Origin of the sequence: Streptomyces sp. NPDC060027 (assembly GCF_042737005.1) — a bacterium.
In the GTDB taxonomy this organism is placed as follows: Bacteria; Actinomycetota; Actinomycetes; order Streptomycetales; family Streptomycetaceae; genus Streptomyces.
In genome coordinates, this window is record NZ_JBHWVI010000078.1 from 23,151 (window position 1) to 34,309 (window position 11,159).

Annotated in this window: 9 protein-coding genes; 4 read left to right on the forward strand and 5 right to left on the reverse strand. The window is 70.4% G+C overall.

Going from position 1 to position 11,159, the window contains the following annotated elements:
• On the reverse strand, window positions 1-756 hold the full coding sequence (locus ACFWBT_RS20565) for an NAD-dependent deacetylase (RefSeq protein ID WP_385702245.1): 756 nt from the start codon (window positions 754-756) through the stop codon (window positions 1-3).
• 195 nt (window positions 757-951) lie between these two features.
• Between ACFWBT_RS20565 and ACFWBT_RS20570 the strand changes: the two genes are divergently transcribed.
• Together ACFWBT_RS20570 and ACFWBT_RS20575 are read left to right on the forward strand one after the other, a co-directional pair.
• Window positions 952-2,262 carry a hypothetical protein gene (locus ACFWBT_RS20570; protein ID WP_385702248.1) on the forward strand — a complete coding sequence of 437 codons (1,311 nt, stop codon included), beginning with the start codon at window positions 952-954 and terminating at the stop codon, window positions 2,260-2,262.
• A 285-nt stretch (window positions 2,263-2,547) separates the two neighbouring features.
• A complete protein-coding gene (locus ACFWBT_RS20575) occupies window positions 2,548-3,852 on the forward strand; it encodes a chloride channel protein (protein ID WP_385702250.1) in 1,305 nt (434 codons plus the stop codon).
• Here the strand turns inward: ACFWBT_RS20575 and ACFWBT_RS20580 are convergent.
• The 4 genes from ACFWBT_RS20580 to ACFWBT_RS20595 form a co-directional block, all read right to left on the reverse strand.
• Entirely contained in the window at window positions 3,803-5,620 is a 1,818-nt protein-coding gene (locus ACFWBT_RS20580) for a glycoside hydrolase family 15 protein (RefSeq protein ID WP_385702253.1), read from the reverse strand. The two genes, ACFWBT_RS20575 and ACFWBT_RS20580, sit on opposite strands and share 50 nt — an antisense overlap.
• A 13-nt stretch (window positions 5,621-5,633) precedes the next feature.
• A complete protein-coding gene (locus tag ACFWBT_RS20585; RefSeq protein ID WP_385702255.1) occupies window positions 5,634-7,052 on the reverse strand; it encodes a DUF2252 domain-containing protein in 1,419 nt (472 codons plus the stop codon).
• Window positions 7,049-8,647: a GMC oxidoreductase gene (locus tag ACFWBT_RS20590; RefSeq protein ID WP_385702258.1), complete on the reverse strand. Its 1,599-nt coding sequence runs from the start codon at window positions 8,645-8,647 to the stop codon at window positions 7,049-7,051. The genes ACFWBT_RS20585 and ACFWBT_RS20590 overlap by 4 nt, the downstream gene beginning before the upstream one ends.
• Before the next feature lie 100 nt (window positions 8,648-8,747).
• Window positions 8,748-9,695 (reverse strand): YhjD/YihY/BrkB family envelope integrity protein, encoded by a 948-nt coding sequence (locus ACFWBT_RS20595; protein ID WP_385702261.1) that lies wholly within the window; start codon window positions 9,693-9,695, stop codon window positions 8,748-8,750.
• A gap of 239 nt (window positions 9,696-9,934) precedes the next feature.
• Here ACFWBT_RS20595 and ACFWBT_RS20600 point away from each other — a divergent pair, with 239 nt between their 5' ends.
• Window positions 9,935-10,579, forward strand: a complete 645-nt coding sequence (locus ACFWBT_RS20600; RefSeq protein WP_385702263.1) for a GAP family protein — start codon at window positions 9,935-9,937, stop codon at window positions 10,577-10,579.
• 125 nt (window positions 10,580-10,704) lie between these two features.
• Window positions 10,705-11,124 (forward strand): DUF6325 family protein, encoded by a 420-nt coding sequence (locus ACFWBT_RS20605; protein WP_385702266.1) that lies wholly within the window; start codon window positions 10,705-10,707, stop codon window positions 11,122-11,124.
• The last annotated feature ends 35 nt before the right edge of the window (window positions 11,125-11,159 follow it).

An 11,159-nucleotide genomic window follows, 5' to 3' on the forward strand; every position in this document is an offset into this window, starting at 1 on the left:
TCACGCATCCGCCGGGCCGCCGGACACCCCCTGGTCGCCCAGCCGGCGCAGGAGTGCCGGCAGGGCGGTGCCGATCGGTTCGCGGACGACCTCGTCGGCGCGGTCGTCGTAGGGGGTCGGTTCGGCGTTGACGATGATGAGCCGGGCTCCGTGGTCGGCGGCGACGCCCGCCAGGCCCGCCGCCGGCTGGACCTGGAGGCTGCTGCCGACGGCGATGAAGATCTGGCAGGCCTTGGTGATAGCGGCGGCTTTGCCGAGGACCACGGGGTCGAGGCGTTCGCCGAACATCACCGTCGCCGACTTGAGGATCCCGCCGCACTTCCGGCACGGCGGATCATCCTCCCCGGCGTCGACGCGGGCGAGTGCTTCTTCCATGGGCGCCTTGGCGTGACACGTGGTGCACACCACGGTCCGCGCGGTCCCGTGCAGTTCCAGCACCTTGCGTGCGGGCATTCCGGCGAGCTGGTGCAGTCCGTCGACGTTCTGCGTGATCACCCGCACGGGCACCCCGGCGTGTTCCAGCTCTGCCACGGCCCGGTGCGCGGCGTTGGGCTCGGCCTGCAATGCCTGGCTCTCCCGCCGCATCAGCCAGGCCCGCCTTCTGATCTCGGGATCACCCATGTAGTACTCGTACGTGACGAGCTTCTCGGCCTCGGGGTCGCGCCGCCACAGGCCGTTCGGCCCGCGATAGTCGGGGATTCCGGAGTCGGTCGAGATACCTGCGCCACTGAGGATGGCGACGAGGGGCCTGTTCATGGACCCGAGAGTAGGAGTCGTGCCTGCTCGGAGCGAGCGGTTTTCAGGGTCGGAGAGCAGGCTTCACTGGCATGATCGTCTCGCGGCCGACCACAACTGGCTTGCCGTCTCGCGGAGTTCGCGCCTCCGCGAGGACGGCAGCGGTGAAATACCGTCAGGTTTCGACGAGAAGAAGCTCATTCAGCGGGGAGGGTCATGGAGATCTACGCCTACTGGCTCGACGGTGAGCACCTGCGGTTGTCCGAGTGGGTTCCACAGGACCAATCGCTGAGCGTCATGCTGAAGATCCAGGCCCTGCTGGGGCACACGGTGGTGCTGAGTGACATCCAGCTCATCGACAGCCCGGTGGTGCAGACGCTGTTCGAGTCCGACGACTTCAGATCCTTCGCGCGCAGCTGCCCCGCCTTCCTGCGCTGCACCACCGGCGCCCCACCCGGGAGCGACCCGTTCACCCTGGTCACCACAGGGTTGCACCGCGCGTTGGAGCCCGGATGGCTCTCGTCGTCGTTCGAGACCCCGGAGCCCATGATCAGGCTGTCGGAGGCGATCCTGGAGCGTGGAGACGCCAATCCCGGTCCGCTGTTCGCACGAGGCACCGATCTGGGAACGCGGTACGAGGAGGGCGGCGCGGTCCGGCAGAGGCTCCAAGCCGTGGCATGGACGCTGCACCACTTCTCCCGCGAAGCCGGGGTTCCGTTAGGTACAAGTGCCGTGGTGCTCCCCAGCTCGTACTGCGACGTGCTGGAAGAAGTGGCGGAGCTGCCCGGACTCCCGGGCCACGACTACGCGCCGGTGGAACGCACCCTCGCGTACCTGGCCGACCACTTGGGAGAATCGGACCGGCACCGCAGAGCTCTGCTCATCGCTCACCTCGACGCGACGGACCCGCCGCACAGGACCGCGATCCGGAACACCGCGACGCAGGCGTGGAACGCGGCGGTGCAGCGTACGCTCGGCACCGACGGGGCATCCCCGCGGTCCCTGCCGGAAGCGGCCGACATCGGGCTGTACCTCGGGCGTCCGACGGACGCGCTGTTCGAGCCCGTACGCCCTGCCTCCACGTCGCCCACGGGGCACGGCCTGACCGCGTCCGACCTGGCGGCGGTCGGAACACTGAGCTGGCAGGACATCGCCAAGATCTATCAGGACGACGCCGTGACCCGTCGGCGCGATGACTTCCAGAATGCGCTGCGCGCCGCGGACGCGGCGGCCGACGACGACCTGTCGGCGCTGCTGCGGACGGTCAGAACGAAGCTGCCGAGCACCGGGGGAGCACCTCGGCAGTTCGCCTGGGCCGCCGCCGAAGCCGGTCTCGGTGTCGCCGGTGCCGGGCTGGCACTCGGTGTCGGCGAGACCCTCGGACTCGCGGCACCCGCGCTGGCGTTCGGACTGGCGGCGGAGAAGCTGCTCCGCGGCAGCCGCAAGCGGTCCCACATCGTCAACACGCTGATGAAGGCGGGCCGAAGCGGCACCTGGACACAGCGCGGCGACGCCTGGCCGGGCTGAAGATCGGAGGGTCGTACCGGGAGGCCTCGGAGGCCGTGCCGGGTCGGGGCGCGTCCACCCGGTGGGTTTTCGGGGGCCGGGGCCCGGGCGGCGTGGGCTGGGTGGGGGTCGTGGGTACGCTCGCGCTCTGGGGGCAGCATCCCTCCGAGCGGACGTAGGAGAAGACCCATCACCGAGCCCAAGCCCGAGGGGCCCGAGCCCGCTCCGGAGCAGCCGGGGAAGCGGTCCACACAGGCCGGGTCCACTCCAGGGAACCAGCCGACCGAGGCCGAGCAGCTGAGGGACATGCTGCGGCAGCCCGCGTACCGGCGGGCGCTGGTGTTCTGCGGTCTGATCGGCATCCCGGTGTCCCTGGCCGCGTTCTGGTTCCTGGTGCTCCTCCACGAGTTGGAACATCTGATGTGGGTGGAATGGCCGCACCACCTCGGGTGGACGAATCCGCCATGGTGGTGGCCGCTTCCGCCGGCACTCGCGTCGGGTCTGGTCGTCGCCCTGATCGTCCTGCGGATTCCGGGCCGAGGAGGGCACATCCCGGCCTCGGGTCTGCACGCCGGTGGGGTGCCGAAATCCGCTCTGCCGGGGGTCGCCCTCGCCGCCCTGGCCAGCCTTCCGCTGGGAGCCGTGCTCGGGCCCGAGTCGCCCCTGATCGCGCTCGGTGGCGGTCTGGCGCTGCTCTTCCGGGACCTCGTACGCGCACCCGCGACGAAGGCGAGCACGGCTCTCATCGGTGCCGCCGGCGCCGCCTCGGCCATCTCGGCGATCTTCGGCAGCCCCCTGGTCGCGGCCGTGCTGCTGATGGAAGTGGCCGGGGTGGGCGGGCCGCAGCTGTTCGCGGTGATGCTGCCCGCCCTGCTCTCCAGCGGAGTCGGCGCCATCGTGTTCACCGGATTCGGCGACTGGACCGGGCTCCAGACCGGAAGCCTCAGGATCGGATTGCCCGCCCCCTCGACCCTCGACGCCGGTGACGTGCTTTGGTCGGTCCTCATGGCCCTCGTCATCGGGGTGGGCATCCACGGGGTGATCGTGGGCGGCCGGTACGCCGCCCGGTCCGTGGCCGCGCATCCGCTGCGGAACACGGTGCTCTGCGCACTCGCCGCGGGCGGCTGCGCCGCGCTCTACGCGGGCATCACCGGGCGTTCGCCGTCCGAGGTGGCCCTCTCCGGCCAGACTACCCTGGCGCAGCTCGCCGCCCACCCGCACGCCTGGTCGGTCGGCAGCCTGGTGGCCGTGCTGGTGCTCAAGTCCGTCGCGTACGCGCTGTGCCTGGGAAGCCTGCGCGGCGGTCCGGTGTTTCCCGCGCTGTTCCTCGGCGGCGCGATGGGCGCCCTGCTGGCGCCGCTCCCGGGGTTCGGCGTCGTGCCGGCCATGGCGGCGGGCATGGCCGCCGCGTCCGCCGCCGCGCTCCGGCTGCCGGTGAGCTGCGTCGTGCTGGTCGTGCTGCTGGTGGGCAACTCGGGCACGGTGCCGGTGATCGTGCTCGCCGCCGTGGTGTCCTTCGTGACCGTGGAACTGCTGCCGCAGGGCCCGGACATCCCGCCGTTCAGGGACGCAGCCGGTCGAGCGCCTCGTCCAGTGTCGTCGCGGCCATGATGAGGGAGAGATGGGTGAAGGCCTGCGGGAAGTTGCCCAGTTGCTCCCCGCTGGGACCGATCTCCTCGGCGAACAGGCCGACATGGTTGGCGTACGTCTGCATCTTCTCGAAGGTGTAGCGGGCCTGGGGGAGCCGTCCCGCCCGGGCGAGCGCGTCGACGTACAGGAACGTACACAGGCTGAACGTCCCCTCGGAGCCGCGCAGTCCGTCCGGCGAGGCCTCGGGGTCGTAGCGGTAGACGAGGCTGTCGGAGACGAGGACACGCTCCATGGCGTCCAGGGTGCTCAGCCAGCCGGGGCTGCGCGGGGAGACGAAGCCGACGCGGGGGGCCAGCAGCAGGGAGGCGTCCAGGACGTCGCCGTCGTAGTGCTGGACGATCGCCTGTTGCTTCTCGTTCCAGCCGCGCGCCATGACCTGTTCGAGGATCGCGTCCCGGGCCTTGGTCCAGCGGACGGTGTCGGCCGGCCTGCTGAACTCGGCGGCCAGTTTCAGGCCCCGGTCGAACGCGGCCCAGCACATCACCCGGCTGTACGTGAAGTCCTTGCGCCCGCCGCGGGTCTCCCAGATGCCCTCGTCGGGCCGGTCCCAGTTGTCCGCGAGCCAGTCGAGGATGCCGGCCAGGCCCTTCCAGCCGTGGTAGCCGGCCTGTTCACCCACCGCGCGGCCCTCGGCCAGGGCGTAGAGGGCCTCGCCGTAGATGTCGAGCTGCAACTGGTCGGAGGCGGCGTTTCCGGCGCGTACCGGGTACGAGCCGCGGTAGCCCTCGAAGTGCTCCAGGATCTCTTCCGTCAGATGAGGGTCGCCGTCGACCCGGTACATGATCTGGAGGGGTTCGTCGTCCGGTCCTTCGCGCTCCTGCAGACGGTCGCCGATCCAACGCGTGAACTGGGTCGCCTCCTCCACGAAACCGAGGTCGAGCAGCGCCCGCACCGACAGCGAGCCGTCCCGCACCCACGTGTACCGGTAGTCCCAGTTGCGCTCACCGCCGACCTGTTCGGGCAGCCCCATGGTGGGGGCGGCGACCGGCGCGCCGGTCGGGGCGTAGGTGAGGAGCTTGAGGGTGATCGCGGAGCGGTGCACCATCTCCGTCCAACGGCCCCGGTAGTTCGAGGTGCGCACCCACGTCTGCCAGAAGTCGACGTTGTTCCAGAGGCCCTCGGTGAGCCCGTCGATCGTGGGGGGCGGCGGCGCTTCGCCGTCCGGCCCGCACACCGTGAACACCACGGCCGCCTGCTCGCCGTTGTCCAGGGTGATGCCGCCCCGGACGTCGTCCCCGTCGCGTTCGAACGGGATGTTGCCCTGGAGGTAGGCGGTCGCCCCCGGGGACCGGAACGCCGCCGTGCCGGGCGTCAGGTCGAGTTCGTGGCTCGCCCGTGCGTAGTCGAACCGCGGCCGGCACTCCAGACCGAAGTGCACGGTGCCGCGCACCGAGCGCACGACGCGCACCAGACTGTGCCGGTCGGTCGGGGTCGGACCCGTCAGGACCGGCATGTAGTCGATGATCTCGCCCACGCCGTCCGGGGACATGAAGCGCGTCACCACGACGGCCGTGTCCGGGTAGTAGAGCTGTTTCCACGTCCCGTCGGGGTGATCGGGCGCGAGGCGGAAGTAGCCGCCGCCGTCGTGGTCCAGCAGCGAGGCGAAGACACTGGGGGAGTCGAAGCGTGGTGCCGGGAACCAGTTGACGACGCCCTGGGACGACACCAGGGCCGCGGTCTGCAGGTCCCCGACGAGTCCGTGGTCGGCGATGGGCGGATAGCGATCCATGCTGGTCTCCTTGTCAGGCCGATTCGGCCTTGACGCGGCCGGAGCGGACGGCGTCGACGAGTGCCTGGTGGTCCTTCTCGTTCTGGTCGGCGTAGCCCTCGGCGAACGGGACGAGAGCCCGGTCGAAGACGTCACCCCCGCCCAGATAGGAGGCGATGGCGATCCGGTCGCCGGACCTCGCGTGCGCGCGGGCCAGCGTGGCACCGCACAGTTCGCCGAAGGCCCGCATGCCGGACGGCACCATGGCCTCGGGTTCGGCGATGCCCTTCCAGTCCCGCAACTGCCGCACATAGAAGTCCCGTCGGCGGCCGTCGATGCCGTCGGCCCGCTCCCAGCCGAGGAAGATGTCACTGGTGGCCTGCATGAGCCGTTGGCCGGCGACCACGCGCTCGCCCTGCGTCCGGTACTCGCTGGCACCGGCGAACGGCGCCAGCACCGACTCATCGGCCTCCTTGGCCTGAAGGAGCAGCGGATCCGCGTCGTCCCGGCCGAGCAGCAGGACGATCCAGCAGCGGGTGCCGACACTGCCCACACCGACCACCTTGCGGGCCACGTCGGCGATCCGGTACTGCTCCAGGAGGAATCGCCGGTCGGAGTTCAGACTCCGGCCGTAGCGGTCGATCAGCCGGCGGATCTGCTTCTCCAGCGCGCCGCGTTCGACATCGGGAAGCAGGTCCTGGAGCGGCGTGATCAGCGGCGGATCCGGGGCGATGCGGGCCTGGCCGTCGACCATGTGGGTGAGCTTGGCGAAGGCCTGGAGGGTGTCCCGGCCGCGCGCCTTGGCCGTCGACCTGGACCAGCGCTCGCGGGCCCGCGCGCTCAACTCCCCGCCGATATGGGTCCGCACCCAGTCCTCGTCGAAATGCGTGTACCACACGGGGAGGTTGCCGAGCCCGGCGAAGCGTCGTATCCACTCGCGGTACGACCGCACCGTCGCACGGACGATGTCGGCGCGCTCCTTGGTGCTGAAGCCGTTCGCCCGGCCCGCGATGACGAAGCTGGTGGACAGCCGCTTGACGTCCCACTCCCAGGGGCCGGGCAGCGTCTCGTCGAAGTCGTTGATGTCGAACATCATGCGGCGCTCGGGCGACGCCAGCAGCCGAAAGTTCAACAGGTGGGCGTCGCCGCACAGTTGGGCCCTGATCCCGGACCGGGGGGTGTCGGCGAGATCCCCGGCCATGATGGCGGCGGCCCCACGGTAGAAGCGGAAGGGCGACTCGGTCATCCTGCCGTAGCGGATCGGGACGAGCTCGGGCACCCGGGTCGCCGACTGGCCCTCCACGACGTCCACCGGGTCGGTCCGCTTCGCCGAGGGGACGAAGTCGGCATGACGGGAACGGGGCACGGCGGACCGGGCCGCCTTGCCGAGCGCGGCCCGTTCCGCCGGGGTGTGGTGCGGGGGGTGGCCGTCGGCCGTGTGTTTGGGGGTCACTGCAGGCGCTCCGCGATGTGGTCGCCGACGCGGAGCGCGTTGGCGATGGCGGTCAGCGAGGGATTCACCGCTCCGATGCTCGGGAAGAAGCTGGTGTCGACGACGTACAGGTTGTCGAGGTCGTGGGCCTTGCAGTTGATGTCGAGAGCCGAATCGGCGGGGTCGTGACCGAAGCGGACCGTTCCCGCCTGGTGCGCCGTCGCGCCGATGGGCATGCCCTTGTGCAGATAGATGCTGTGCGGCAGGAGATGGTGTTCGCGCATGCCCAAGTGGCCGAGCATGCTCTGCAGTTCGTGCCGCAGGCGCTGGAGGCCGGCGATGTTGTTCTTCTCGTCGAGGGCGAGATGGACGGCGCCGTCCTGGTCCAGGGTGACGCGGCTGTCCGCGAGGGGCAGGTCCTCTCCGCACAGCCAGAAGTCGACGGCGTGGTGGGCGAGTACCTCGAAGGGCATGTCGGGGGCGATGGCTCCCGCCCAGCGCGGCGCTTCGCCGTGGATCTGCTCCGAGTCGGACTTGCCGAGCATCTGGATGCCGCCGAGGGGGTAGTCCCAGTCGTCGGACCCCAGATACCAGTCGTGCAGCGCCAGCGTCTTCTGGAACTTGGTGTCGTTCGGTTCCTCGGATATGGCCATCAGGGCGAGGTTGTTGTGGCGCATGTAGTGACGGCCCACCACGTCCGAGCTGTTGGCCAGGCCGCGCGGATGCCGGTCGTTCGCCGAACGCAGCAACAGGGCGGCCGAGTTGACGGCGCCGCAGGCGACGATCACGATGTCGGCGCTGAACTCGACGGTCGTACCGTCGGCCGAACCGTCACCGCCCCCCACCGTCGCGACGACGGAGGTGACACTCCGGCCCGTGGCGTCGGTGTCGAGCCGCCGGACGTTCGCGTGGGTGACCAACTCGACGCCGGGGTGTTCGAGAGCGGGGTCGACGCAGATCACCTGCGCGTCGGACTTCGCCCCGACCAGGCAGGGAAAGCCGTCGACGCGGTCGCAGCGGATGCAGGCGCTGGAGTGCACGGCCCGGCCCCGGTCGTCCTGGGTGAGGTTCACCCCGATCGGAAGGTGGAAGGGGTGCAGCCCCCGCTTCTCCAGGTCGTCGCTGAGCCGCTGGATGCGCGGCTCGTGCTGGACCGGCGGGTAGGCGTACTGGGCGCTGGTGTGCCCCTCGGTCGGGTCCTCGCCGTGGCGGCCGTGCACGAGGTAGAGGTGTTCCGCCTGGGTGTAGTACGGCTCCAAGTCCTGGTAGCCGAGGGGCCAGGCGGGGGAGACGCCGTCGTGGTGGCGCAGCTCGCCGAAGTCCTCCGGACGCAGCCGGAAGAGCGCGGCGCCGTAGAACTTGGTGTTGCCGCCCACGTAGTAGTTGACCTCGGGCGGGAACTGGTCGCCGTGCCGGTCGTACCAGAACTCCGGGGCGCGGTACTTGCCCTTGACGAAGACCGCTGTGGAGTCCCAGTTGTCGCGCTCGCGCGGGAGGTAGCCACCGCGCTCGAGCAGGAGAATCCGTTTGCCGGTGGGTGCCAGGCGGTGGGCGATGGTCCCGCCGCCCGCGCCGGTTCCGATAACGATGACGTCGTAGTGACGTGCGTCGGTCATGCCGACCACCGTCCTTGGATCGTGATCCGGGCCTGCCGGCCGAAGGGGTCGTCGGCTCGCTCACCAAGGTAGCTCTGGGCGATATGTCCGGCGAGTCGGGTCAATCGGGAGAGCCCGGACCACGGTCCACGGCCGGTTCCCGCGCTGGTCGGGCCCGGTCCGGCGAGCCCAGGCGGCGGGCAACGGCGGGTTCCCGTGCGATGACGGCACCGGCGGTGATGCCCGCGGAGATGACGACGCACAGACCGATCAGCCACGACAGCACGGTGAAGACCGCGCCCAGCGATCCGTAGCGCTCCAGGCTGCGGTTGAGCGCGTTGGGCACGTACACCTTGGCGACCAGCGACAGCACGGTCAGGGCCACCCCGGTCACGATCGAGCCGGGCAGCAGGGGCAGCCAGCGGACGCGGCCCGCCAGCAGCAGGTGCTGGGTCCACCACCAGACGCCGATCTCGGTGACCAGGAGCAGCGGGAGGCCGAGCCAGAGCCCCAGGCCGAACCCGGTCCGCAGCGGTCCCTGGAGAGCGATGACGACCAGCAGGGTCGTGATCCACACGAACCAGCGCCAGACGGCGATCCGCGCGCTCGCGCTCGGCAGCTGCCAGGCGCGCTGGCAGAGCCGCTGCATCGCACGGCTGCACGCGGTGGCGGAGAGCAGCACCATCAGAAGGCTGACCACCCCGGTGCTTTGGCGCAGACCCGCGGAGTCGGCCCCGTACACCTTCTTCAGCTCCTTGTCGGCGGAGCCGGTGATACCGAGGACGTCGTGCACGGAGTCGACGATCTCGGTGCGTACCGACTGAGGGGCGAAGGAGGCGACCACGAAGAGCAGGGGGACGGCGGTGAGGAAGGCCTGGGCGGCGAGCCGCGTCGCGGAGTCCAGCAGGTTCACCGCGATGAGATGCGAGGTGAGGCGGGTGATCACCGGGAACCGTGCCTCGGCGCTGCCGCGCAGCCCCAGCAGCCGGGCACGCAGCGCCGCCGCCCGCGCGCGCCGACGGCTCCGGCCGCCGCCGGTGTCCGTGCCGGGTTCCTCGCCTGCGCGCATTCCGCTCCCCGTGTCGGGCTTTCGCCGCACTCCCCGTCGGGAGCGACCGCGTCACCAGGGTGCGGTCCGGTGCGTCCGCCGGGCTCGCGGCGCGAGCGCCATGGGGCCGTACGGGGGTATCGGCGGGCGACGGTGAGGCGGGTGGAACCGTGGATTTGTGGAGGTGGGTGGGGGAGGTGACGATGAAGGCATGCGCGATGCCGCGGCGGTGAGCCGAGCGAGACCACGCGGGGGTGGCGATGGTCCTTGACCTGGTCCTCATCGGTCTGGTGATCGCCCTGGACCCGCTGCCGGTCACCGGATTCGTGCTGGTGCTGTCGGCACGCAAAGGAGTCTGGAAGGGCCTCGCCTTCATCCTCACCTGGCTGGCCACCTTCGTCGGCATCATCGCCGCGGTGCTGATCATGACCGGCGGCCAGCCACCGGCGCCCAAGTCCGCGCCGTCCACGGCCGCCCTGGCGGTCAAACTGGCCATCGGCGTCGGAATGGTCTGCTACGCGGAGCGCACCCGCCGCAACATCGGCAAGCGGCGCAAGTCGTCCGGCTTCATGTCGCGGATCGAGCAGATCTCCGCCTGGTCCGCGGCCGGGCTGGCGCTGCTGCTGCAGCCGTGGGGGATGGTCGCGGCCGGAGCCGCCACGGTCGTGGACGCGAACCTCGCGCACGCCGCGTCGTACGCGGCGCTGATGGGCTACTGCCTGCTGGCCAGTTCCAGCCTGCTGACGATGGAGCTCTACGCGACGTTCGCCCCGCGATCGGCCCACGTACGGCTCGGGAAGCTGCGTACGTGGCTGGAGGGGCATCAGGAGCAGGCGCTGGTTTCGTTGGTGCTGTTCCTGGGGCTGTGGCTGGTGGGCAAGAGCATCTACCAGCTGACCGCGTGAACCGTCTGAACCCTGAAGTGCGGCGGCATCCGTCCGATGCTGCAATGGACTGCAATGGAATGGGGGCAGGGGGATCACCATGACCACGCAGGGGTGAAGCCGTGAGCGAAGAGGAATTCGTCGAGATGGGACCGATCGACTATCTGGTCGTCGAGTTTCCCGGCAACCGAATGACGGGCGAGGGATTTCCGATTCTGGTCGATCTGGTGGACCGCGGCCTCATTCGGATCCTCGACCTTCTGTTCGTGAGAAAGGACGAGGACGGCTCCGTGGGCGGCCTGGAGATCGCCGACCTCACCGGAGACGGCGCGCTCGACCTGGCCGTCTTCGAGGGCGCGTCCTCCGGCCTGCTCGGCGAGGACGACATCGAGGAGGCGGGCAGGGCCCTTAAGCCCGGCAACTCGGCCGGAATCCTGGTCTACGAGAACGTGTGGGCAGCGCCCTTCGCCACCGCCCTGCGACGCGGCGGTGCCCAGATGGTCGCCTCCGGGCGCATCCCGGTGCCGGCGGTGCTGGCCGCGCTCGACGACACGGACGCCGGATAGAGGACACCGAGGCCGGTCCGCTCCGCCGACAGCGG

Bases quoted from the DNA above. Each gene is read 5' to 3' on its own strand.
- ACFWBT_RS20565 (WP_385702245.1), bottom strand. From the start codon at position 756: ATGAACAGGCCCCTCGTCGCCATCCTCAGTGGCGCAGGTATCTCGACC.
- ACFWBT_RS20570 (WP_385702248.1), top strand. From the start codon at position 952: ATGGAGATCTACGCCTACTGGCTCGACGGTGAGCACCTGCGGTTGTCC.
- ACFWBT_RS20575 (WP_385702250.1), top strand. From the start codon at position 2,548: ATGCTGCGGCAGCCCGCGTACCGGCGGGCGCTGGTGTTCTGCGGTCTG.
- ACFWBT_RS20580 (WP_385702253.1), bottom strand. From the start codon at position 5,620: ATGGATCGCTATCCGCCCATCGCCGACCACGGACTCGTCGGGGACCTG.
- ACFWBT_RS20590 (WP_385702258.1), bottom strand. From the start codon at position 8,647: ATGACCGACGCACGTCACTACGACGTCATCGTTATCGGAACCGGCGCG.
- ACFWBT_RS20595 (WP_385702261.1), bottom strand. From the start codon at position 9,695: ATGCGCGCAGGCGAGGAACCCGGCACGGACACCGGCGGCGGCCGGAGC.
- ACFWBT_RS20600 (WP_385702263.1), top strand. From the start codon at position 9,935: ATGGTCCTTGACCTGGTCCTCATCGGTCTGGTGATCGCCCTGGACCCG.
- ACFWBT_RS20605 (WP_385702266.1), top strand. From the start codon at position 10,705: ATGGGACCGATCGACTATCTGGTCGTCGAGTTTCCCGGCAACCGAATG.